The sequence below is a fragment of the Lentzea alba genome, assembly GCF_011067745.1.
In the GTDB taxonomy this organism is placed as follows: domain Bacteria; phylum Actinomycetota; class Actinomycetes; order Mycobacteriales; family Pseudonocardiaceae; genus Lentzea; species Lentzea alba.
On record NZ_JAAMPJ010000015.1, the window covers coordinates 255,124 to 278,158 of the forward strand.

The 23,035-nt window shown below is 70.1% G+C and carries 19 protein-coding genes; 15 read left to right on the forward strand and 4 right to left on the reverse strand.

The features are described 5' to 3' along the window. Positions 1 to 4: 4 nt before the first annotated feature. A complete protein-coding gene (locus G7043_RS41035) occupies positions 5 to 604 on the reverse strand; it encodes a TetR/AcrR family transcriptional regulator (RefSeq protein ID WP_166054098.1) in 600 nt (199 codons plus the stop codon). A 165-nt stretch (positions 605 to 769) separates the two neighbouring features. Here G7043_RS41035 and G7043_RS41040 point away from each other — a divergent pair, with 165 nt between their 5' ends. Genes G7043_RS41040 through G7043_RS41050 form a run of 3 tightly spaced genes read left to right on the forward strand, consistent with a single transcriptional unit; the run spans position 770 to position 4,701 of the window. Further along, positions 770 to 1,549, forward strand: coding sequence for an IclR family transcriptional regulator (locus G7043_RS41040; protein ID WP_166054099.1), 780 nt, complete (start codon positions 770 to 772; stop codon positions 1,547 to 1,549). 36 nt (positions 1,550 to 1,585) lie between these two features. After that, positions 1,586 to 3,538 carry a flavin-containing monooxygenase gene (locus G7043_RS41045; RefSeq protein ID WP_166054100.1) on the forward strand — a complete coding sequence of 651 codons (1,953 nt, stop codon included), beginning with the start codon at positions 1,586 to 1,588 and terminating at the stop codon, positions 3,536 to 3,538. Then, complete coding sequence (locus G7043_RS41050; protein WP_166054101.1) at positions 3,535 to 4,701, forward strand: glycoside hydrolase family 1 protein; 1,167 nt, start codon at positions 3,535 to 3,537, stop codon at positions 4,699 to 4,701. Before G7043_RS41045 ends, G7043_RS41050 begins: the two co-directional genes overlap by 4 nt. 15 nt (positions 4,702 to 4,716) lie before the next feature. On the opposite strand, the gene G7043_RS41055 is transcribed toward G7043_RS41050, so the two are convergent. Continuing rightward, a complete protein-coding gene (locus tag G7043_RS41055; protein ID WP_313888333.1) occupies positions 4,717 to 5,493 on the reverse strand; it encodes an enoyl-CoA hydratase/isomerase family protein in 777 nt (258 codons plus the stop codon). Between the two features lie 122 nt (positions 5,494 to 5,615). Here G7043_RS41055 and G7043_RS41060 point away from each other — a divergent pair, with 122 nt between their 5' ends. The 12 genes from G7043_RS41060 (at position 5,616) to G7043_RS41115 (ending at position 17,882) form a co-directional block, all read left to right on the forward strand. After that, positions 5,616 to 6,026, forward strand: coding sequence for a nuclear transport factor 2 family protein (locus G7043_RS41060; RefSeq protein WP_242643218.1), 411 nt, complete (start codon positions 5,616 to 5,618; stop codon positions 6,024 to 6,026). 80 nt (positions 6,027 to 6,106) lie between these two features. Continuing rightward, positions 6,107 to 7,249 (forward strand): serine hydrolase domain-containing protein, encoded by a 1,143-nt coding sequence (locus tag G7043_RS41065; protein WP_166054103.1) that lies wholly within the window; start codon positions 6,107 to 6,109, stop codon positions 7,247 to 7,249. Then, positions 7,246 to 8,103 (forward strand): SDR family NAD(P)-dependent oxidoreductase, encoded by an 858-nt coding sequence (locus tag G7043_RS41070; protein WP_166054104.1) that lies wholly within the window; start codon positions 7,246 to 7,248, stop codon positions 8,101 to 8,103. Before G7043_RS41065 ends, G7043_RS41070 begins: the two co-directional genes overlap by 4 nt. Positions 8,104 to 8,114: 11 nt before the next feature. Continuing rightward, positions 8,115 to 9,059 (forward strand): alpha/beta hydrolase, encoded by a 945-nt coding sequence (locus G7043_RS41075; RefSeq protein ID WP_313888334.1) that lies wholly within the window; start codon positions 8,115 to 8,117, stop codon positions 9,057 to 9,059. 22 nt (positions 9,060 to 9,081) lie between these two features. Next, on the forward strand, positions 9,082 to 10,002 hold the full coding sequence (locus G7043_RS41080; RefSeq protein ID WP_166054105.1) for an SMP-30/gluconolactonase/LRE family protein: 921 nt from the start codon (positions 9,082 to 9,084) through the stop codon (positions 10,000 to 10,002). A gap of 24 nt (positions 10,003 to 10,026) precedes the next feature. Beyond that, complete coding sequence (locus G7043_RS41085) at positions 10,027 to 10,926, forward strand: SDR family NAD(P)-dependent oxidoreductase (protein ID WP_166054106.1); 900 nt, start codon at positions 10,027 to 10,029, stop codon at positions 10,924 to 10,926. 19 nt (positions 10,927 to 10,945) lie between these two features. Continuing rightward, the gene (locus G7043_RS41090) at positions 10,946 to 12,166 is read left to right on the forward strand and encodes a cytochrome P450 (RefSeq protein ID WP_166054107.1); all 1,221 of its coding nucleotides are present in this window, start codon (positions 10,946 to 10,948) and stop codon (positions 12,164 to 12,166) included. After that, positions 12,163 to 12,504 carry a 2Fe-2S iron-sulfur cluster-binding protein gene (locus G7043_RS41095; RefSeq protein ID WP_313888335.1) on the forward strand — a complete coding sequence of 114 codons (342 nt, stop codon included), beginning with the start codon at positions 12,163 to 12,165 and terminating at the stop codon, positions 12,502 to 12,504. Before G7043_RS41090 ends, G7043_RS41095 begins: the two co-directional genes overlap by 4 nt. Beyond that, positions 12,501 to 13,733, forward strand: a complete 1,233-nt coding sequence (locus tag G7043_RS41100) for an NAD(P)/FAD-dependent oxidoreductase (protein ID WP_166054108.1) — start codon at positions 12,501 to 12,503, stop codon at positions 13,731 to 13,733. Before G7043_RS41095 ends, G7043_RS41100 begins: the two co-directional genes overlap by 4 nt. Next, positions 13,730 to 14,866: a sensor histidine kinase gene (locus G7043_RS50205; protein ID WP_166054109.1), complete on the forward strand. Its 1,137-nt coding sequence runs from the start codon at positions 13,730 to 13,732 to the stop codon at positions 14,864 to 14,866. The genes G7043_RS41100 and G7043_RS50205 overlap by 4 nt, the downstream gene beginning before the upstream one ends. Continuing rightward, complete coding sequence (locus G7043_RS41110; protein WP_166054110.1) at positions 14,856 to 15,521, forward strand: response regulator transcription factor; 666 nt, start codon at positions 14,856 to 14,858, stop codon at positions 15,519 to 15,521. Before G7043_RS50205 ends, G7043_RS41110 begins: the two co-directional genes overlap by 11 nt. A 162-nt stretch (positions 15,522 to 15,683) precedes the next feature. Continuing rightward, positions 15,684 to 17,882 carry an MMPL family transporter gene (locus G7043_RS41115; protein WP_166054111.1) on the forward strand — a complete coding sequence of 733 codons (2,199 nt, stop codon included), beginning with the start codon at positions 15,684 to 15,686 and terminating at the stop codon, positions 17,880 to 17,882. Positions 17,883 to 17,930: 48 nt separating this feature from the next. Here G7043_RS41115 and G7043_RS41120 read toward each other — a convergent pair whose 3' ends face one another. Then, positions 17,931 to 20,522: a glycoside hydrolase family 3 N-terminal domain-containing protein gene (locus G7043_RS41120; protein WP_166054112.1), complete on the reverse strand. Its 2,592-nt coding sequence runs from the start codon at positions 20,520 to 20,522 to the stop codon at positions 17,931 to 17,933. Positions 20,523 to 20,580: 58 nt separating this feature from the next. Further along, on the reverse strand, positions 20,581 to 23,031 hold the full coding sequence (locus G7043_RS41125; RefSeq protein WP_166054113.1) for a glycoside hydrolase family 78 protein: 2,451 nt from the start codon (positions 23,029 to 23,031) through the stop codon (positions 20,581 to 20,583). Positions 23,032 to 23,035: the final 4 nt, after the last annotated feature.

The window sequence follows — 23,035 nt, forward strand, 5'->3', positions numbered from 1 at the left end:
GAGCTCACCGCACGGCGGCTCCGGCCAGGACCATCCGCAACGCGTCCCGCAACAGCCCGGTCAGGTCTTCGTGGCAACCGGACGTGATCCAGTGTTCGAAGACGTGCCGGGTGGCGTGCACGACCAGGTAGGCGGGCAGGGTCCGGTGCAGCGGGTGCGCGCCCACCGGCAGGCGCCGGTCGAGGAAGTCGGCGACCACCTCGCACAGTTCCTGGTCGGCCTCCTGCCAGCGCAGGCGGTACTGCGGGGTGGTCACCATCAGCTCGAGGAAGCGCTGGTCGGCCTCGCTGAGCCGCCCGCCGGGCATCGCGGAGGTCCAGGCGGCGACGAGGGCCTCGACCAGGTCTTCGGTGTCGGCGACGTTCTTCAGGCTGTCCGCGACCCACTCGGAGGTGGCGCGGAACAGCGGCCGGACCACATCCTCCTTGACCGGGAAGTGGCGGTGGAAGGTGCGCGGCGAGACACCAGCGGCTTCGGCGATGCGCTCGACCGTCGCCGACGTGTCGCCGTCGGCAACGAAGATCTCTTTGGCCTTGTGCGCGATGGCGACGCGCAGCTCCTCGGCCCGCCGTTCGGTCAGCGTCGGACGTTCACCCCTGGCCATGCTGACCCCTCTTCGTAATCGCCTCACCTGCAACAACGTAATTGGATGCAGGATCGTATGCGGAAATTGGACACGATCCGTTTACACGGCCGAAGGGTGCGGTTACGCTCACGCCTGTCAGTTTCTGACACATCGGCAGATTCTGCAACAGGATCGGGAGGGGCGATGACCCGAGAGCACGAACCGCCCGTGGCGATGATCGACCGGGTGGCGTCGCTGTTGCAGGTCTTCGACGGGCACGACCGGCTCACCCTCGCCCAGATCTCCCGCCGGGCCGGACTGCCTCGCTCCTCGGCGCACCGCATCCTGCAACGCCTGGTCGAGCTCGGCTGGGTGGAGCGCAGGGGTTTCGAGTACGGGCTGGGCATTCGCATGTTCGAGCTGGGCTCACAGGTGGTGCGCCGCGACGGCGTGCACCAGGCCGCCTTGCCGTACATGCACGCCCTGCACCGCTCGACCGGACTGACCGTGCACCTGAGCGCGCTGGTGTCCGGCGACGTGCTGCACCTGGAACGAGTCGGCGGCTGGCCGGAGAAGGGTGAGAGCTGGCGTCTGGGCGCCCGGCAACCCGCCGTGCACTCGGCTGCCGGACTGGCACTGCTCGCCCAGCTCGACGAAGGCGACTGGCCGGTGTCGTCCGGCGACGAGTGGCTGCGGCACGAGGTCGAACGCGTCCGTGATCGCGACGGCGTCGCGATCGACCTGGAGGGCTGCTCCGTCGGCGTCACGGCGGTCGCCGCCCCGGTCGGTCCCTGCGAGGGCGGGTTGTCCGCCGCGCTGTCGCTGTGCGGGCCGGCTGGGTCGATGCCGGTCGGCAGGGCCGTGGCGGCGGTGCGGCGGGCCGCGGCCGACATCTGGTACGCGGCCTCGGGCGTGACTCGGTTGCACGGCAGGCAGATCCGTCGCGTCCACGCCGCCGCGCCCGCCGTCCTCGCCCACGGCTGACCCCACCCTGACCATCACGAGAAACCCGGTGACCCGATGACCGTGATCACCCAGGACCAGCCCACCTACGTCGTCTCGCCCGTCACCGGTGTCGACCGGGCCGCCCTGGCCGCGGCCGTCGAAGTCGCCGAACCGGGTGCGCTCCTCGCTGCCCTGGTGCACCTGACCGGCGACACCACACTGGTCGACGAGTTCAAGGTGAAACTCGACGCACATCGCGCAGGTTGGTCTGGTGGCTACCCGGAGGACGTCGCCGACGAAGTCCGGGCCCGCGCTCGACAGTTGCTGGGTGACTCGCTCGTGCCCAGGATCGAGGTGCCGGACGACGAACTCTTCCGCCGCATCGCCGAGGTGTGCGTCAACGACACCGTCGACGCGGAGTTCGTGCCGCACCTGCGCGAGCAGGCCGGGTTCGAACCCGCACGCCGCGTAGTGCCGACGACCCGCCGCCCACGCCAAGACTTCACCGTCGCCATCATCGGCTCGGGAATGATCGGGCTGAACGCCGCGATCAAGCTCGGCGAGGCGGGGTTCCGCTACCACGTGTTCGAGGAGCGCGACGATCTCGGCGGCACCTGGTCGCGCAACACCTACCCCGGTGCCGCGGTCGACACTCCCAGCCACTTCTACTCGTACTCCTTCGAGCTGAACCCGTCGTGGTCGAAGTACTACCCGACCGGCCCGGAGTACCTGGAGTACCTGCGGGGTGTGGCCCGCAAGTACGACTTGCAGCGCCACATCTCCTTCTCCACCAAGGTTCTCGGCTGCGTGTGGGACGAGCGGGATCAGTCGTGGACGCTGACCGTGCGCGGCCAGGACGGTGCGGTCCGCTCCCACCGGGCCAACGCCGTGGTCACCGCCACTGGTGTCCTCAACACCGCCTCGATCCCCGAAGTCCCAGGCGCACAGACCTTTCGGGGCGAGATGATGCACACCGCGCAGTGGCGGCCCGAGGTTGACCTGACCGGCAAGAAGGTCGTCGTTCTCGGCGCGGGCTGCACCTCGGTGCAGGTCGTGGCGAGCATCGTCGACCGAGTCGAGGCGCTGCACGTCGTGGCGCGCCAGCCCCATTGGGTCATCCCGGAAAGCGCCGTCTACTCCGATGTGCCGGAAGGCATGACGTGGGCGCTGGCGAACATTCCGTACTTCCACCAGTGGTTCCGGCTCAAGTCTTACTGGTGGGCGGCGGACAAGAACTGGGCTGTCGCGCGGATCGACGAGGAGTGGTACGCCACGCACGTCTCGGCGTCCCCGGCCAACGACGCGGTGATGCAGGTGTGCCTCGACCATCTGGACCGCTCGTTCGCCGACCGCCCGGATCTCAAGGAGAAGCTGACACCGGACTTCCCGCCGTTCGCCAAGCGGATCGTCAAGGATCCCGGCTTCTTCGAGGCGGTCAAGCGTGACCACGTGACCGTTCACAGGGCATCGTTCCGCGAGATTCTGCCCGACGGCGTCGTCACGACCGAGGGCGACTTCATCGAGGCCGATGTCATCATCTGGGCCACCGGCTTCAAGCTGGAGTACCTGAGTTTCCTCGAGGTCGTCGGCCGGGATGGGCTCAAGCTCGCCGACGCGTGGGCCGACCAGGATCCCCGCGCCTACCTAGGTATCACGATCCCGGGCTTTCCCAACTTCTTCGTCACCGCCGGTCCCAACGCGGCGCCCAACCACGGCGGCGGGCACAACATCACCAGCGAGGAGCACGTCCACTACGTCGTGGAGTGCCTGCAGTACCTGGTGGAGAACGATTTGACCGCGATGGAGCCCACTCGCGAGGCGACCGACGACTACAACCGCCGGGTGGACGAGGCGCTGGACAAGACGGTGTGGCAGCACGGCGGCAGCGCCAACGGCTACTACCGCAACAAGAACGGGCGCGCCTGGGTCACCTGCCCGTGGCGGCTGGTCGACTACTGGACCATGCTGCGCGCCCCGGTGCCCGAGGACCACGTGTTCACCCCGACGCTCGAAGGAGATCTGCTGTGACCCGCGCACTCCCTGACGGATTTCTCTGGGGAGCCGCCACCTCGGCCCACCAGACCGAGGGCAACAACGTCAACAACGACTGGTGGAAGCTCGAACAGGACACGGCGGCGTACATCCAGGCCAGCGGTGACGCGGTGGACAGCTACCACCGGTACGAGGAGGACATGCGCCTGTTGGCCGACGCGGGCTTCAACGCCTACCGGTTCAGCATCGAGTGGGCGCGGATCGAACCCGCGCCGGGGCAGTTCTCCCGCGCCGAACTCGCGCACTACCGGCGGATGATCGACACCGCGCTGCGGCTGGGGCTCACTCCGGTGGTGACGCTGCACCACTTCACCCACCCCAGGTGGCTGGGTGCTCATGAAGCCTGGCTGCGGGACGACGCCGCCGACCTGTTCACCCGGTACGTCGGCGAAGCCGCGTCCATCCTGGACGGCGTCGAATGGGTGTGCACGATCAACGAACCGAACGTGCTCGCCGTCAACCACGGCGCGCTCGCCGAGGTCGCCGCCGGCAGGCCTTACCCGTTCGGGATGCTGCCCGACACCAAGATCGGTGAGCGCCTGATCGAGGCACACCTGGCGGTGGCACCTCTGCTGCGCGAGGCGACCGGTGCGAAGGTCGGCTGGACCGTTGCCAACCAGGCGCTCGTACCTGCCGCCGGTGCCGAGGCGAAGCACGCCGAGGTGCAACGGATCTGGGAGGACATGTACCTCGAACCGGCACGTGAGGACGATTTCGTCGGTGTCCAGTCCTACACCAGCCAGCTCGTCGACCAGAACGGGATCGTGCCGCACCCCGAGCACCCGGACAACACCCTCATGGGGTGGGCCTACCGCCCGGACGCGCTCGAGATCGCGATCCGGCACACCCGTGAGGTCGTCGGGGAGGTCCCGATCGTGGTGACGGAGAACGGCATCGCCACGCCGGACGACGAACGCCGCATCGCTTACACGACAAGTGCTTTGCAAGGAGTGCTGAACGCCGTCGACGATGGCGTGGACGTCCGCGGCTACCTGCACTGGAGTCTGCTCGACAACGCCGAATGGGGACGGTGGGAGCCGACGTTCGGCCTCGTCGCCGTCGACCGCGAGACCTTCGAACGGCGCCCCAAGCCGAGCCTCGCGTGGCTGGGATCGGTCGCCCGCGCGAACGCGCTGTGAGCTGTGCCCGGCAGGTCACCGGCCGATGAAGACCGGTGGCCGCCGTTGCAGACTCGCGGCGATGCCCTCGGCACAGTCGTGCGTCTGCCACAGCCGGGCCTGCTCCGCCAGTTCGTGATCCAGCGCCGCCCTTACCCGCGCGGGCAGGTCCGCGCGCAGCGTGGCCCGGATCGACCGCACCGCGAGCGGTGCCGCGGCGGCGATCTCCTGAGCCCACTCCACTGCCGCTTCCCGCGCCTCACCTGGTTCGGCCAGCCGGTCGGCCAGTCCGATGCGGACCGCGTCCTCGCCGCAGACCCTGCGGCCGGTCAGCAGCAGATCGGCCGCCATCTGCCGGCCCACCAGGTCCGGCAGCGTCACGCTCAGGCCGAAGCCGTGGTGGAAGCCGAGCAACGCGAAGTTGGCGGTGAACCGCGACGACGGTTCGGCGACCCGGAAGTCCGCCGCGCAGGCCAGGCCGAGCCCGCCACCCACCGCAGCACCCTGCACGGCGGCGATGATCGGCGTCCGCACCTCGAACAACTGGGCGGCTCGGTGGTACAGGCGTTCGGACACGGCCACCCGGTCCTGGTCGAAGCCCCCGCCGTCGCCGAAGTCCGCGCCCGCGCAGAAGTGCTTGCCCTGCGAGGCGAGAACGATCGCCCGGCAGTCCGGATCGTCGTCCAAGGCGAGAGCCGCGTCCAGGAGCTCGCCGACCAGCGGCTCGTCGAAGTAGTTGGCGGGCGGGCGGCGCATCTCCAGCAGCGCAACGCCTTCCCGCACCGAGACCGACAGTTCGGAACCAGTTGTCACACGCCAAACCTGCCGCACATCAGCGGGTGTGTGAGCCCGTTGTTCCGCTGACTGGGAGGAGTGCCATCGCTGTGGCGACCGCCACGCCATCATCGCGTTCCCGCGACCGAACAGGAGAACCGTTGAGCACCAACGGGAACAACCCAACCGCCGACACGGCAGCGATCATCACCCTGCTCAACCGGTTCGGCCGCATGGCCGACGAGGGAACGCTGGCCGACATCGGCGAGCTGTGCACCGACGACGTCGAGTGGTGGATGCCCGAGGCGACGTGGCGATGCCGCGATGAGGTCCTGAAAGGACTCGGCTCGATGCGCGAACTCGGCTACGCCGGCCCGGAGTCCCGCAACCGGCACGTCATCACCAACCACGAGGTCCACGTCGACGGCGACCGTGCCGCGGCGCACGCCTACTTCCAGCTGGTGTCCGGCGATCTGCCCGCAAGCATCCTCGCCGTCGGTTCCTACACCGACGAACTGCGGCGTTCCACCGATGGCCGCTGGTTGTTCGCCCGGCGTCAGATCAGCACCTGACCGTCCACTCACCGGAACAACCCGGCCCTGTCGCAGCCCCGGCCTCCTAGCCTCGGCCGCCCGCCGCTCGAGGAGATCCGATGCCCGTCCCGCACGACCCGCGCATTCGCAAAGCGCTCGACCGAGCCCTGGAACTGGGGGAGACCGGCATCGCCGTCGCCGCCTACCACCGGGGTGAACTGGTCGTCGACGCCGTTGCGGGGCTCGCCGACGCTGAAAACGGCACACCGGCCGACCACCGCACGCTGTTCCCGGTGTTCTCCGTGACCAAGGGAGTCACCGCGCTCGCCGCCCACCTCCAGGCAGAGCGCGGGCTGCTCGACCTTAAAACCCCGGTCGCGACCTACTGGCCGGAGTTCGGTGTGAACGGCAAGCACACCATCACTGTCGAGCAGGCGCTGTCGCACCGGGCGGGCATTCCACAGATGCCCGCGGGCGTCACGCCGGAGCTGATGGCCGACTGGGACTGGATGACCGAGCGGATCGCCGCGTTCACCCCGGTGTTCCCGCCCGGCAAGGCCAACGCGTACCACGTGCTGGTGTGGGGCTGGGTCATCGGTGAAGTCGTGCGCCGCACCGATCCGTCCCGACGACCGTTCGACGCCTTCGTGCGCGAGGAGATCTGCGCGCCTCTTGGCGTCAATGACTTCCACCTCGGCGTGCCGGACGACGACCTGCCACGCGTGGCCACTTTGTACGGCGGCAACGAGTTCTCCATCGTCGACGAGCACGGAATCAGCCCGCGTGCCGTTTTCCCCGGCTCGGACGCGCACAACCTGCGGGTCGTGCAACAGGCCGTCGATCCCGGCGCGGGCGCCATCGCCACGGCGTCGTCGGTGGCCCGCATCTTCGCGCTGCTCGCCGAAGGCGGCGAGTTGGACGGCGTGCGGCTGCTGTCCCGCGACCGCGTCGCCTCCCTCACCCGCCCCCGTGAAGGCGCGCACGACCCGGACCAGGTGCTGCCCATCCCGGTGTGGTTCGGTGCCGCCGGCTACTGGCTCGGCGGCGAGTACGGCGCGTCGGACCCGCTGGTGGGCGATCACCGCGAGATCGTCTACAGCCCCGGTGCCGGTGGTTCGCTGGCCTGGGCCGACCTGCGTGACCGGATCGCCGTGGCGATCTGCCACAACAACATGGACGCCTCGGCGGTTCTCGAGCCGGAGCGGACGTTCGCCCCGATCGTCCGTGCGATTCGCGAGATCGTCGCGGAGAGCACGCGATGACCGCCGCCAAGGATCTCTTCGGCGGCGGGGTCGCGGTGATCACCGGTGCCGGCGCGGGCATCGGTGCGGGGCTGGCCCGTTACGCAGCTTCAGAACTGGGCATGACCGTGGTCCTGGCCGACGTCGATGCAGCAGCCGTGGCGGCGTTGCGGGCGGAACTGGAGGAAGGCGGCGCCCGTGCGGTGGACGTGGTCTGCGATGTGCGCGATCCGCAGGCCGTCGAACGCCTGGCCGAGCGCACGGTGACCGAGCTCGGGCCGGTCCGGCTGCTGGTGAACAACGCGGGCGTGGAGCAGTTCGGCTACCTGTGGGACACCCCGGTGGGCAACTGGGAGCGCCTGGTCTCGGTCAACGTCAACGGCGTCTTCCACGGCATCCGCGCTTTCCTGCCCCGCATGCTCGCCGAGCCTGGCCGGTCGTGGGTGTGGAACCTGTCCTCGGTCGGCGGCGTGACGGCTGCGCCACTGCAAGCCGCCTACATCATGAGCAAGCACGCCGTGCTCGCGATCACCGAGTGCCTGCACCAGGAAGTCGAACTGGCCGGGCACGGCGGCCACGTTCACGTGCAGGCGGTGCTGCCGGGCGCGGTCGCGTCGAACATCTTCGAGTCCGCGGGCGGGGTCGAGGACGGTGACACCGCAGCGGCCGAAGGGCAGCGAGCGGCGATGCTCGGGATCAAGGCGCTGGCGATGGACCCGCTCGAGGCCGCTCGCATCTTCTTCGACCAGGCGGCAGCAGGCGAGTTCTACCTGACCTCGCAGTCGTTCGTGCACGACGCCATGGCCGCCCGTGCCGACACCCTGGCCCACCGTCGCCCACCGGTCCTGCCGGTGGGCGAGTTCGCCGTCGAGTGAGGGAGTCAGCCGTGCTCGCATTCCCGTTGGATCCGGACGCCGCCGCAATCGCCGCTGCCGTGATCGACGCTCCGTCCATGCGTGAGCGGGGCATTGAGGCCGTGCGCGCGGCGTTGGAGGCGGCACTCCACCCGCCTGCCCTGCCGGTGATGGTGGCTACCGAGGATCACGTAATTCCCGGACCACAAGGGGACATCCCGCTGCGCGTGCATCGCCCCACCACGGACGACCGCGCGCCCGTGATCGTGTACTTCCACGGCGGCGGCATGTGCATGGGCTCCAACCACTCGTTCGAGCCGCTCGCGCGCCATCTCGCGCACCACAGTGGCGCGGTGGTGGTGGCGGTGGAGTACCGCCTCGCACCGGAAGCGCCGCCGCCCGCGCAGTTCGACGACGCCTGGGCCGCCACCACGTGGGTTGCCGAACACGCCGAGCAGTTGCGTGTCGACCCGGCACGGCTGGCCGTCGTCGGAGACAGCGCGGGAGGCACTCTGGCCGCGGCGGTGGCGCTGGCCGCCCGCGACCGCGGCGAACCGGCGCTCGCCTGCCAGGTCCTGATCTACCCCGGGGTGGACCGCGACCTGGCCGCAGCCTCGATCACCCGCTACGCCGGCGCTCCGATCCTCGGCCGGGATGACGTGCTCTACCTCAACGAACTGGCTGACGCCGGCCAGGGCCTGCCAGACAGTCCGTACCGGATCCCCGCCTACGCAGCCGATCTGTCCGGCCTGCCTCCGGCGATCGTGGTGACCGCGGAGTGCGACCCGATCCGCGACTGGGGCGAGCGCTACGCCGAGCGTCTGCGCGACGCACGGGTGCAGACGACCGTCACCCGCTATCCCGGGTTGTTCCACGGCTTCGCGCTCCAGTCCGACTACCTGGCACGCGGCCGGCTCGCTGTCGCCGAGACCGGCGCGCTGCTGCGAGCGAAGTTCGCCCACCCGCTCCCGTTCTGACCGAACTCATCTTGGAGAACCCGTGACCGAAGCCGATCTGCTCGCCACTGCGCGCGAGATCGCCCCGCGTGAGCTGTCCCGCGGCTACACCTGGGCCGAGTGCCCGCGCTGGCACGAAGGTGCGTTGTGGTTCAGCGACATGTACGCCCATCGGCTCGTCCGCCTCGACGCCGCCGGTGAGCCGGAGACCATCCTCGACCTGTCCGGCCGCACCTCGGTCAACGGCGCCGAAGTGATCCCCGGCGGTTTCGGCTGGCTCCCGGACGGCCGGCTGATCGTCACCTCGATGCACGAGCGGCTGGTCCTGGCGTACGACGGCGAGAACGTCACCGTGCACGCCGACCTCCGTGACCTGGTCACCGGACCGATCAACGACATGGTCGTCGACGCCGACGGCCGCGCCTACGTCACCCAGCTGGGCTTCGAGCTGTTCGCGGGGGAGCAGCCGCGCGACTCGGCACTGCTCGTGGTCGAACCGGACGGGTCCGCCCGAGCGTTGACCGAGCTGGGTGGTTTCGCCGGCGCCAACGGCATCGCCGTCAGCTCCGACGGCACGCGTGTGGTGACCGCCGAGGCCTTCGCCAACCGCATCACCGTGCTTGACCGCGACACCGAGGGGAGCTTGAGCGGCCGCCGCGTGTTCGCCACCACCTCCACGCTGCCCGACGGCATTTGCCTGGACGACGAGGGCGGTGTGTGGGCGGGCATGCCGATGGTGCCCGGTGTCGCCCGAGTCGTCGAGGGCGGAGCCGTGACGGACGTGGTGCGTTTCGACCCGCAGCAGGCGCTGCCCCCGGCGTGCGTGCTGGGAGGCGAGGACCGGCGCACCTTGTTCGTCTGCGCGGGCCTGGACGTCATGGACTGGGAGGAGTCCCGCCGCCTGCGCCGCGGGTCGATCTGGGCCGCCGACGTCTCGGTCGGCGGCGGCGCCAACCGTCCCTGATCGCCCCGGCAGAGGAGAACACCCGTGGAAACCCTTTCCTTCAACGACCGCACTGTGATCGTGACCGGGGCCGGGCGCGGCATCGGGCGTGCCCACGCACTGCTGCTCGCGTCCCGTGGTGCGTCTGTCGTCGTCGCCGACCTCGGTGCGAAGGTCGACGGCGCCGGTGTGGACGGAGACGACCCGGCAGGCGACGTCGTGGCCGAGATCAGTGCCGCCGGTGGCAGCGCTACCGCCTGCCGTGCCGACATCTCCACCGAGAGCGGCGCTGCCGAGGTCGTCAACGCCGCGATTCGTGAGTTCGGCCGGCTCGACGCCGTGATCAACAACGCTGGCATCGTGCGCACGGCCCGCTTCGACGAGATCGGCACGCAGGAGTACCAGCGGTACCTCGACGTGCACTTCTTCGGTTCCCTCAACATTTGCAAGGCCGCGTGGCCGCACCTGATCGCGTCCGGCAGCGGCCGGGTGGTCAACACCGTGTCCGCCGCCATGCTGGGGAACCCGCTGATGACCCACTACGGCAGCTCCAAAGGTGCGGTGTTCGCCCTCACCCGCAACCTCGCCCTCGAAGGAGCGGAGCACGGCATCCTCGTCAACGCCATCGCCCCCGGCGCCGGCACCCGCATGGCCGAGAACTCGGCGGAATCGCTGGCACCCGAGGTGATGGAGTACCTGCGCACCCAGCTGCTCCCCGAGCACGTCGCCCCGCTGGCCGCCTACCTCGTGCACCCCTCGTGCACGGTCACCGGCGAGCTGTTCAACGCCGCCGGCGGCACGGTGAACCGCGCCGTCGTGGTCACCACCACCGGCTTCCACGACCCGGCCCTGACCCCTGAGACGGTCGCCGCCCGGTTCGACGAGGTCATGGCCCTCACTCCCGACGCGCGGCCCGAACTGGTCGCCGTCCCGCACACCGCCTGAACAACACCGGAGAACCACGATGACCACCACACCTGGCACCGAGTACCCCTTCGGGCCCGTGACGCCGTCCGAGGGAGTCGCGCACATCGGCCGCCTGGTCGCGGACCGGCCGATGACGAAGATGACCATGCCGTACGGCGGTGACGTCTGGCTGGTGCACCGCAACGCCGCCGCCCGCAAGATCCTCAGCGACCGCCGCTTCGTGCGCGAACCGTTCCGCACCGGCGAGCGCGTGGTGCCGTTCTTCGTGCCGTTCCCCGATTTCCTGCGCGGCACCCTCCAGTTCGAGGACCCGCCCCAGCACACCAAGCTGCGCAAGCTGGTGCAGAAAGCCATCTCGCCCAAGCGGGTCCGCGAGATGCGGGACTCGGCGGTGGCGTTCGCCAACGAGCTGATCGACGGCATGATCGCTCGCGGCGGTGTGCGCGACCTGGTGACCGAGTACTCGCTGGCGCTGCCCATCGAGATGCTCAGCTCCCTGCTCGGCGTGCCCTCGTCGGACCGGGAGAAGTTCGAGCGGTGGAGCTCCTCGACGCTCGCCGTGGCGGGCAAGACCGAGGCCGAGGTGGCGGCGGACATGGCCGAGCTGGCCGGCTACATGTCCGATCTGATCGCCAAGCGCCGCGCCGAACCGCGAGACGATCTGCTCAGCTCGTTGGCGCACGCCCGCGACCGCGACGAGACGCTGACCGACGCCGAGATCCTGCCGATCGCGTTCATCCTGATCGTGGGCGGCTTCGACAACACCGCGACTTTCCTCTCCACCGGCGTGCTCTCCCTGCTGCGCTCCGACGACCAGCGCGCCGTGTTCCTCACCGATCCGGACGGCCTCGCTCCCACCACCGCCGAGGAAGTGTTGCGCCACGGCGGGTTCGTGATCGCCCCGATGGTGGGTGGTGGAGGCGGGTTGGTGCCGTTCGTCGCCACCGAGGACGTCGAGATCGACGGCCAGCTCATCGCCAAGGGCGAAGCGGTCAGCATCGACATGGTCACCGCCGGGCACGACCCCACCGCCGTCGCCGATCCCGGCCGGTTCGACATCACCAGGACCGACAACGCCCACCTGACGCTGAGCCACGGCCTGCACCACTGCCTCGGAGCACCGCTGGCCCGGATGGAGCTGCAGGTCGGTCTGGCGGAGCTGTTCAAGCGGATCCCGGACCTCAAGCTGGCGGGTGAGCCGGTGTTCGACCGCACGGTCCTGACTCAGCCCATGACCAGCCTGCCGGTCACCTGGTGACGAAGGGGAACACAGCCGTGCCCAAGGTCTTCTACACCCAGCCCGACGGCACCGAGCGCGTCGTCGAGGCCGAGGCCGGTGACTCCGTCATGCAGGCAGCGGTCCGCAACGGCGTCCCCGGCATCCTCGCCCAGTGCGGCGGATCCCTGTCGTGCGCGACCTGCCACGTCTTCCTCGACGAGCGCCACGCCGACGACTTCCCACCCGTCAGCGAGGACGAGGACGACATGCTCGACGTCGCGGCCACCGACCGCGAGGACAACTCCCGGCTGTCCTGCCAGCTCGTCCTCACCGAAGGCCAGGAAGTCCACGTCGCCATTCCGGAGACCCAGCTGTGAGCACAGGGCACCTGCTCGTGATCGGTGCGGGCCAGGCGGGCGCCCAACTGGTGAGCAGCGCCCGCGAACTGGGCTGGGCCGGCCCCATCACCTTGGTCGGGCACGAGCCGCACGCCCCGTACGGCCGGCCGCCGTTGTCCAAGGCGTACCTGCGCGGCGAGGTCGACGCAGGGGGTTTGGCCCTGCGCAGCAATGCTTTCTACGCCGAACAGCGTGTCGAACTCGTCGTGGGCGACCGTGTCACGCACGTCGACCTCGCGGTTGGGGAAGCGGTCGCCGAATCGGGGCGGCGGTGGACGTTCGACAGGCTGGCGCTGGCCACCGGCGCGGAACCACGACGCCTGGACCTGGAGGGCTCGGACCTCGACGGCGTGGTGGTCTTGCGAGACGTCGCCGACGCCGCTGCCCTGACCCGCCGTCTCAGCGAGGTTTCCGACCTTGTCGTGATCGGCGGCGGCTTCATCGGACTGGAGGTCGCCGCCACTGCGGCCGCTACCGGCGTGCGGGCCACCGTGGTGGAGGCAGGGCAATCGCTGATGAACCGCGTCGTCAGCCCCGACACCGCAGCCGTGGTCGAGGCCGAGCACCGAGCCGCCGGGATCCAGGTGCTCACCGGCACCCGGCCTCTGCGCCTTCATGGGGACGGCGCGGTCCGTGCCGTCGAACTGGAGGACGGCACCGAGCTGGCGGCCGATCTCGTTCTGGTCGGCATCGGGGCTCGCCCGCGCGACGATCTGGCGCGTGCCGCTGGATTGTGTTGCGACGGCGGCGTTGTGGTGGATGAACTGTCCCTCGCCTCGGACGGCCGCACCGTGGCGGTGGGGGACTGCGCCAACCTGCCCGACCCGACCCCCGGTGCAGTGCCGGGCAGGCGGTTGCGGCTCGAGAGCGTCGACAACGCGATCGAGCAGGCCAAGGTCGCCGCGCGTACGCTCACCGGCGATCCGCGGCCGTACCGCAGCGTGCCGTGGTTCTGGTCCGACCAAGGCGCGTTGAAGCTGCAGACAGCCGGTCTCGCCGGTGCGGACGACGACGTCGTGGTCCGCACCGGCACGCGCGCCGGGCAACACGTCGCGTTGCGCTATCGGGGCGAGCAACTCGTGGCGGTGGAGTGCGTCAACGCCCCGGCCGACTTCCTGGTCGTGCGCAAGGCGTTGGCCACCAACAGGACGCTGCCACGCGACGTGGCCGCGGACACCGGTGTGTCGCTGAAGAAGCTCCTGAGGTGAGCCGCTTTGGACGTGTCGACGCCCTGGTCACCGTGGTCGCCGTCCTGGTCACCGGGCTCACGTTGGTGCGGGCGGTCGCTTCGGGCGGTCCGTGGCTCTCGGCGGCCTGCACCGTCGCTGGCTGTGCGGCGGTGCTGTTGCGGCACCGGCATCCGCTGGCGGTGGTGGCGGTGACGACGGCCGGTGTCCTGGTGGTCGGTCAGGCCGATCCGTCGTGGGTGTCGTTGGGTGCCATGAGCCAGCTCGCCCTGCTGCACCTGGTGTCGACCGCCCGGAGGAGGGTGTGGGTGGTCGCTGCTCTCGCCACCGCGCTGGCGTTCTGCCTCCCGCTGGTGTTGCGCGGTCCCGGTTCCGGGGTCGAGGCGAACGTGGCGGCGATGATCGCTTGGACGACGGGGGCGGTGGCCGTCGGCCACGCCGTTCGCACCCGCCGCGACTACGTGCTTGCCGTCCAGGACCGGGCGCGGCGGGCCGAGCAGATGCGGGAGGCGGTCGCGCGCCGGCGCGTCGTGGAGGAGCGGTTGCGCATCGCCCGAGAGCTGCACGATGTAGTAGGTCACCACGTCGCCGTCATCAACGTCCACGCTGGACTGGCCCGCCGCACCCTGCGCACCGACCCCGACCGCTCGGAGCACGCCTTGGTGGAGACCGAGACAGCCGCCCGCGCCGTGCTGCGGGAGATGGCCGGCATCCTGCGGGTGCTGAGGGAGGACGGCGACCACACCGACACCGCCGCCCCTGGACTCGACCGCGTCATCGACCTGGTGGAGGCCGTCCGCCGAGGCGGTGTGGAGGTAGAGGCGCGACTCGACCACGGGGACGTACCGGACCTGGTGTCGGTGACCGGCTACCGCGTGGTGCAGGAGGCGCTGACCAACGCGGCTCGCCACGGACGCGGGCGGGCAGCGCTCACCGTGCGCCGCACGCCGGAGGCCGTGGTGGTCGAGGTCGTCAACCCGGTCGCCGACGCCACCACTTCCGAGGGCGGCGGATACGGCCTGGTCGGGATGCGGGAACGTGTGGCCGCCGTCAGCGGACGTCTGGAGGTGGGACGGGACGGTGACGTGTTCCGCGTCCGTGCGGCTCTGCCCCTCGAGGCCGCGAGCGTGGAGGTGCCGTGCGGTGACTGGTGACGTGCGTGTCCTCGTGGTGGACGACCAAGCTTTGATCCGGGCCGGGTTGCGCGGAGTGCTGGAGTCCGAGCCCGGCATCATCGTCGTCGACGAGGCCTCCGACGGGGACGCTGCGATGCGCCGCGTCCGGCGGGGCGGGGTCGACGTCGTCCTGATGGACCTGCGGATGCCGCGCGTCGACGGGGTGGAGGCCACCCGCAGGCTGAGCGCCGACCCCGGCGCGTCGCGTGGCGTCGCCGTGCTGGTGCTGACCACGTTCGAGACCGATGAGCACGTGCTGTCCGCCGTTGCGGCCGGGGCACGGGGCTACCTCGGCAAGGATTCCGCCCCGGAGTCGCTGATCGACGCCGTGCGGGTGGTGGCCAGGGGTGAGACGTTCCTGTCCGCGCGTGCCATGACAACTCTCGCTTCCCGCACCGCCGTCGCGCCGCCCGAGCCGCCGCGGTCCTCTCTGGACGTGCTGACCGACCGCGAAAGGGAGGTCGTGTTGCTCGTTGCTCGCGGCTTGACCAACGAGCAGATCGCCGCCCGCTTGGTCATCTCGCCGCTCACCGCCAAGACACACGTCAACCGCGCCATGACCAAGCTCGGCGCGCGTGACAGGGCAGCACTGGTCGTCACCGTGCACACCTCGGGACGGTTCGACGTCCCCTGAGGCGTACCGCAGACGCAGTACGAGCCGCAGGCGTACCGCATGCGCGGCAGCCGAGATGCCATGCGCGGACGACGACGCGTCGGCACGTTCTCGGAAGGCTGGTGTCACACGTGAGGGCGGTCGTTGGCGCCCTCACCAGGACATCGCAGGAGAGATCACCGCATGGCACGACTGCTGTACCGGTTGGGCGTGACGAGCGCCCGCCGGCCCCTGCTCGTCATCACCGCGTGGCTGCTGCTGCTTGCGGGCCTGGCCGCCGCCGCGATCGGTGGTATGCGTTTCGCCGACGGCGGGTTCGAGGTCGGCGACACCGAGTCGAGTACCGCGCTGGAGGTCGTCGGGCGCGAGTTCCCGACCCCGCCGGCCGCGCCTGGCACCGGCAGCTTGCAACTCGTGCTTTTCACCAGGGACGGCACGCAGATCAGCGGGGCGCCGCGGGGCATCGTCGCCGACGTGCTCGCCCGCGCCGCGACCACCGAGCACGTCGCCTCCGTCTCCGACCCGTTCGACCCGACCCGTCCGTCGGTCTCCCCGGACGGCACCACCGCGATCTCCACTCTGTCGCTGCGTGGCATCACCGAGGACAACGGCGACGTGGTGCACAACGCCGTAGTCGCGCTGGCTCAGCAGGCTCGTGATCGAGGCCTGGGCGCGGAGGTGGGCGGGTCCCTCGGCGACCCGGTGCCCGAGGTGTTCGGACCGACTGAGGTCGTCGGCGCGGTGCTGGCCTTCGCCGTGCTGCTCCTGACCTACGGCTCGCTGGCCGCTGCCGGGGCCAACATGCTCGGCGCACTGGTCGGTGTCGGGGTGGGCGTGTTCGGGCTGCTGGCGTTCTCCGCCCTCTCACCCATCGGCACCATGACCCCGACCTTGGCCGTGATGCTTGGCCTGACCGTGGGCATCGACTACTGCCTGTTCGTCCTGGCCCGCTTCCGGGCCGAGCTGCGGGAGGGACGACCACTGGAGGAGGCGATCGGCCGTGCGACCGGCACGGCCGGGTCCGCGGTCGTGTTCGCCGGCGGCACGGTCGTCATCGCGCTGGCGGGGCTGGCAGTGATCGGCATCGGGTTCATCACCGAGATGGGCCTGGCCGCCGCGGCCGGGGTCACCGTCGCCGTGTTCATGTCGCTGACGCTGGTGCCCGCTCTGCTCAAGCTCATGGGGCGCAAGGCCCTTCCGCGCCGTGAACGCGCGGGCGGCACCCCCGCCGGCGCCGACCGGATCGGTTTCCTGGACTACTGGATCAGGCTGGTCGTCCGCCGACCGGTCACGGTGCTCGTGTGCGCGGTGGCGGGTCTGCTCGTGCTGGCAGTGCCGGTGCTCTCGCTGACCACGTCGCTGACCACGCCCGGCGGCGAGGACCCCGGCAGCACTCGGCGCGCCGCGTACGAGCAGGTCGCCAAGGCCTTCGGCGCGGGCTACCAGGGACCGTTGGTGGTGCTCGCGAAGGGCGATCGCGTGCAGGACCGCCTGGGCGAGGTGACCACCGGGCTCACCGGTCTCGATGGGGTCGCCTCCGTCGTCCCCGCTGGTGTCAACGCCTCTGGTGACATCGCCCTGCTCCAGGTCGTCCCCACCACCGGTCCGGTGGACGAGCGCACCGAACAGCTCGTGCACGACATCCGGGATCGCGCCGGCGACGTGCCTGGCGTGCGTCTGCTGGTCACCGGCCAGACCGCGGTCGGCATCGACACCGACGAACGGTTGTCCGCCGCCCTGGGGACCTACCTGATCGTCATCGTCGGCCTGTCCCTGCTGCTGTTGGTCATCGTCTTCCGTTCGCTGCTCGTGCCGCTGATCGCCACCGCAGGGTTCCTGCTGTCCCTGGGCGCGGGTGTCGGCGTCACAGTCGCCGTGTTCCAGTGGGGCTGGCTGGACCCGATCTTCACCGCGCCGCAGGGCAACCCGATGCTGAGCCTGCTGCCCGTGCTCATCGTCGGCATCCTGTTCGGCCTGTCGATGGACTACCAGGTGTTCCTGGTCTCCCGCATGCACGAGGCGTACGTGCGTGGCCTGGATCCGGTCGAGGCGGTCATGGACGGCTTCGGGCGCACCGCCGTCGTGGTCGTGTCCGCTGCGACGATCATGACCGCGGTGTTCGCCGGGTTCGCCCTGAGCCCGTCGTCGTTGATCGGCTCCATCGGTCTCGCGCTGACCGCGGGCGTTGTCGCCGACGCGTTCGTGGTGCGCATGGTCGTGGTGCCGGCGCTGCTGACTCTGCTCGGACGCAGCGCGTGGTGGTTGCCCCAGTGGCTGGACCGAGTCCTGCCACACCTCGACGCCGAGGGCCGGGCGCTGGACGAGCCGTCACCTGCCCAACTCGGCGAGGAGCTCCACTCGCTGGCTGGGCAACAAGTGTGAACCTGGGAAGGCTCCGTACGTCGTTGCTCGACGTACGGAGCCTTCTGGCTATTCAGCCGACATCTGCGCGTGCGCCTGGGCGGCGAGCCGATCGACGGTCTCAGGAGTGATCCGGCCGCCGCTGTACATCGCCATCTCCTTGAGGGACATGCCGAACGCCGGCGCGAGGGTCTCCTCGTCCGCTCCCTGGAGCAGGCCGCGCAGCAGATCGCCACCTACAGGGTGCTCGAGCCACTCCAGGACCGTGTTGTCGCCGGAGAGCGGCGCCGCAACAAAGGGTGCGGCGGCGCGCGTGGCCGGCTCGGCCTCGGGGTCGACCGGGATCGTCGACACCGAACTGGTGAGAGCACGGTCCGGGCCCGCGTGGTGAACGTCGCCGGTGAGCGTGACCGACGCGCGCAGGCGGATCTGAGCGGACGAGCCGCCGATGAAGAACTTGATCTTTCCCGGCTCGACGAGCCAGCCCTCGTCGCTGTCCCACAGCGCGAACATGCTCGCGGGTACCATCGCCGTGACCCGTACGGCGGCGCCGGCCTCGAGCGACACCCGCTGGAACGCGACCAGCTTGCGGCGGGGACGCGCTGTCCGGGCGATCACGTCCTGTCCGTACACCTGGACAACTTCGTCACCAGCACGATCTCCGACGTTGACCACCGTGAACGACAGCTCGATCGCACCGTCGACCGGCACCTCGGGCCGACTGATCTCCACGTCGCGGTAGGCGAAGTTCGTGTAGCTCAGGCCATGTCCGAACGGGAACGTGGCCCCGGCGCGTCCCTCGACGTACGCGGGCGTCTGCGCCGCTCGCCAGTAGGGCAATGGCGCGCTTCCGCCGAAGTCCAGGAACGAGACGGGGAGCCGCCCTGCGGGGTTGACGTCACCGAAGAGCACCGCGGCGGTGGCACTGCCGGCTTCCTCGCCGCCGAACCAGCTCGTCACGATCGCGGGAACGGAGTCGGCCATCCACTTCAGCGAGTAGGGCCGGCCGTGGCTGAGCACGACGACGGTCGGCGTGCCGGTGGCCAGCACCGCCTCGACCAGTTCTCGCTGCACGCCGGGCAGTTCGCAGGTGAAGCTGTCCAGACCCTCACCGACGGTGCCGAAAGCGTTGATGCCCGCCTGGTCCCCGACGACGAGCACGGCGACGTCTGCGGACCTCGCCGCTTCGACGGCCGCGGGAATGCCTGAGCGGTCCTCGTCCTGCACCGGACATCCCGGCTCGTACAGCACCGTCGCACCACCGGCTCTGGCACGGATCCCGTCGAGGAACGTGACCACCGGTACGGACTCCACCATCATGCGGACCTGGTCCGCTCCCGTCCGGCCGCCGAACTCGACGGCCTCGTCCGCGCGGGCCGTCGGGTCCGCGGCGAGTGCGAACCGCTTCGCCACGCTCTCGAGCACCGGGTAGCTGTAGTTGCCCAGCTGCCCCATCAGACGGTCGGCGTTCGGGCCGATGATCGCGATCGTTCCGACGTCCGGGCCGAGCGGAAGGAGAGGAACCCCGTCGACCGGCTCGTTGCGGAGCAGCACGATCGACTGCTCGGCGATCTCGCGAGCGAGGGCACGTGTCTCCGAGGGGTCGAGCGTCTCCGGCACCGCGTCCAGGTCGACGTACGGCCGCTCGAACAGGCCCAGCTCGAACTTCGTCCGCAGGACCGTGCTCACCGCCAGGTCCAGGTCGGCGGTCGTGAGGAGTCCGGACTCGACCGCCTCGATCAGGTGGCCGGTCGTCAGCCGGGGGACGAGGTCCAGGTGCACCCCGGCACGCACGGCCTGGGCGCACGCGTCCGCCTCGCTGTCCGCGGTGCCGTGCTTGGTGTGGAGCTGGCCGACGGCGCCGAGGTCGGAGACGACCAGCCCGTCGAAGCCCAGCTCGTCGCGGAGTAGCTCGGTGAGATAGGCGGGCGAACCGGTCACCGGAACGCCGTCGAGGTCGATGTATGCGGGCATGATGCCGCGTGCCCCACCGTCGCGGATCACCATCTCGAACGGCACCGAGTGGACCTCGCGCAGCTCTCGCGGGCCGATCGAGGCCGAGTCGGTGTTGCGGCCACCGGCGCTGGCGCTGTAGCCGAGGAAGTGCTTCACCGTCGCGATGAGCGGCGCCTCGGGGTCGGCCTCCTGCAGGCCGCGGACGAACGCGGTGGCCATCGACCCGACGAGGTACGGCTCTTCGCCGTACGTCTCCTCCACCCGGCCCCAGCGCGGGTCCCTGGCAGTGTCGGCGAGCGGCGCCAGTGCCTGACGGGTACCGGTGCGCGCCATCTGGGTCCCGATCGCGGCGCCCATCCGTCCGATCAGCTCCGGATCCCACGTGGCGGCCTGGGCGATCGCGTCGGGGAACATCGTCGCGCCCTGGATCTTCAACCCGACCAGAGCTTCCTCGGCGACGAGCACGGGAATGCCCAGCCTCGTGTCCTCGACGTGCTTGCGCTGCAGTTCGTTGATCGCGGCGGCGATCTCGCGCGGCGACGACTCGATGCACGCCAGCGCCGCCAGGACGGCGCCCCATCCGGTGGACGGCGGGTTGTGGACGTCGATCGCGGGTGCGGTGGGTGCGGTGAGTTGTGCGGCCTTCTCCTCCAGGGTCATACGGCCGAGCAGGTCCGCGACCCGGTCGGCGACCGGAAGCGACACGTCACGGTAGGGCTGTTCGGGAGGCAAGACGGGTTTCCTTCCAGTTGGAGCAGGCACTTCAGCGCTCGGTCTCCGCGCCGATGGCCGCGACGAGGTCGGCCTTCAGCTCGGCCGGTGTCTGCGGCAGGTAGTCGAGCATGGTGTTGAGCGAGATGCCCGCGCTTTCCGGGGTGTTGCCGTAGATCGGGATGCCGGGGAGGTGCTTGTCGAACACCGCGGTGACCGCGCGCCAGATCTCCGCATCGTTGGCCAGCGCCTGGAGCGGAGTGTCCATTGTGTACGTTCGCTGCGGTGGCTGTGGTGTGTCGTACTCCCACGTGTGGTTGCCCGCGGCGACTTCCTCCACCAGTCCGTCCGGGTGTTGCGGCAGCACGACCGTCGCCGTGGTGCCCTCCGGGATGCCGACCTCCACGCGCAGGCGGTCGTCGGCCGTGCGCCAAGCGACGGTGACCCGGCCGTGGATCGTGTCGTGGGTGAGTGTTGCGTGGGTGAGGCCACCGCCCGGCTGGGGAGCGATGCGCATCGCGCGGTAGCCGGGTTCGACGGGCGTGAGGCCGCCGACGACACGGTGCAACCAGTTCGCCACCGCTCCGAGCGCGTAGTGGTTCTGCGAGTCCAGCCCTGTCAGGTGCAGTGTGCCGTCGGGACTGATGGCGTCCCAGCGTTCCCAGATGGTGGTGGCGCCCATGGTGACCGGGTAGAGGAACGACGGGCACTGGGTTTGCAACAGGACCCGGTAGGCGTCGTCGAGGTGCCCGGTGCGACTTAGCGCTTCGCAGACGTAGGGGGTGCCGGCGAATCCGGTGGAGATGCGGTAGCCGGCCTTGGCGACCAGTCGCGCGAGTTGGTCGCCGGCATGGGTTTCCTGCGCGGGGTCGAGGACGCCGAAACAGATCGCGAGCGCGTACGCCGTGGCGGTCTCGCCGGTGACCCGGCCTGTCGCCGTGACGTACTCGCGGCGGAAGGCGGTCCGCACGCGTTCGGCCAGCGCGGTGAAGTGGACGGCGTCATCGTGCTTCCCGAGCAGTGCGGCGGTGTCGGTCATTTCCCTGGTCACCCGGCACAGGAACGCCGAGGCGACGAGATGCCGGTCGGTCTTGCCTCCCGACGCGTTGTGCTCCGGGGCGTCGGGGTCGAGCCAGTCGCCGAACTGAAACCCGGTGCTCCACAGGCCGTGCTCGTCGAGCCGTGCCTCGACGTCCCGGACGAAGGAGGACATGGAGTCGTACTGGCGGCGCAGGACTTCTTCGTCGCCGTACTCCTGGTAGATCGTCCAGGGCAGGCTCACCGCGGTGTCGCTCCACAACGCCGTCGGTGGTGATGGCGTGGACAGCACGTCCGGGACCACCATCGGCACGTAACCCTTGTCCTGCTGTTCGGCGGCCAGGTCGGCGAGCCAGGAGCCGAGCACACCACGAACGTCGTACAGGAACGCGGCTGTCGGGCCGAACGCGTTGAGGTCGCCCGTCCAGCCCAGGCGTTCGTCCCGTTGCGGGCAGTCTGTTGGCACACCGACGAAGTTGCCGCGCATCGACCAGACCACGTTGGCGTGCAGGCGGTTGAGCAGCTCGTGCGAAGACTCGAACCAGCCGGTGCGGGTCATGTCGCTGTGCACGACCACGGCCCGGATCTCGTCGAACGGTCCGTCGACTTCGGCGTAGCGGAAACCGTGGAAGGTGAACCGCGGCTCCCACGTCTCCTCGCCGCCACGGCAGGTGTACCGGTCGGTCGCGGTCGCGGTCCGCAGGCTCGTCGTGTCCAGTTCGCCGTCGGTGAGGACTTCCGCGTGCCGCAGGGTGATCACGGCGCCGGCAGGGCCGGACGTCGTGATCCGCACCCAGCCGGCGATGTTCTGTCCGAAGTCGACGATCGTCTTGCCGGACGGGCTCGTGGTGACCGAGACCGGCGTGAGCTCCTCGATCCGCCGGATCGGCGGTGCGTCGGTGGTGACCAACGTGTCGAGACTCCAGTCGAACGGGACGGCCGACGTCCACGCACTGTCGTCGAATCCGGGCGCGCTCCAGCCTTCGGGTTCGAGCCTGGCGTCGTAGGTCTCGCCGTCGAGCAGGTCACTGGCGAGGACCGCGCCGGTCCCGCAGCGGAAACCTTCTGCCGTGCTCACGATCTCGGTGCGGTCGCCGTGGTCGAGTTCGAGTTGGAGGAACAGCGCCGGCCGGTCGGTGTAGAGGTTGCGTTTGCCCTCGTACCCGATCCGGCCCACCGCCCACCCGTCACCAACGATCGCGCCGACCGCGTTCGCGCCGTCGCGGATCAGGCCGGTGACGTCGTGCCGGCTCACGTGCAGGCGGTGGCGGTAGGAGTTCCAGCCCGGCGCGAGCACTTCGTCTCCCACGCGGACGCCGTTGAGGTAGGGCTCGACGATGCCGAGTCCGGTGACGTGCAGCGTCGCCCGCACCGGTTTTCCGGAGGTGAACTCGCGCCGGAAGTACGGCGCCGCATCGCCGGCGGCCTCGGATGCCACGAAGTTGGCGTGCCAGGTGTGATTCACGGGA

Bases quoted from the DNA above. Each gene is read 5' to 3' on its own strand.
- G7043_RS41035 (WP_166054098.1), bottom strand. From the start codon at position 604: ATGGCCAGGGGTGAACGTCCGACGCTGACCGAACGGCGGGCCGAGGAG.
- G7043_RS41040 (WP_166054099.1), top strand. From the start codon at position 770: ATGACCCGAGAGCACGAACCGCCCGTGGCGATGATCGACCGGGTGGCG.
- G7043_RS41045 (WP_166054100.1), top strand. From the start codon at position 1,586: ATGACCGTGATCACCCAGGACCAGCCCACCTACGTCGTCTCGCCCGTC.
- G7043_RS41065 (WP_166054103.1), top strand. From the start codon at position 6,107: ATGCCCGTCCCGCACGACCCGCGCATTCGCAAAGCGCTCGACCGAGCC.
- G7043_RS41070 (WP_166054104.1), top strand. From the start codon at position 7,246: ATGACCGCCGCCAAGGATCTCTTCGGCGGCGGGGTCGCGGTGATCACC.
- G7043_RS41090 (WP_166054107.1), top strand. From the start codon at position 10,946: ATGACCACCACACCTGGCACCGAGTACCCCTTCGGGCCCGTGACGCCG.
- G7043_RS41115 (WP_166054111.1), top strand. From the start codon at position 15,684: ATGGCACGACTGCTGTACCGGTTGGGCGTGACGAGCGCCCGCCGGCCC.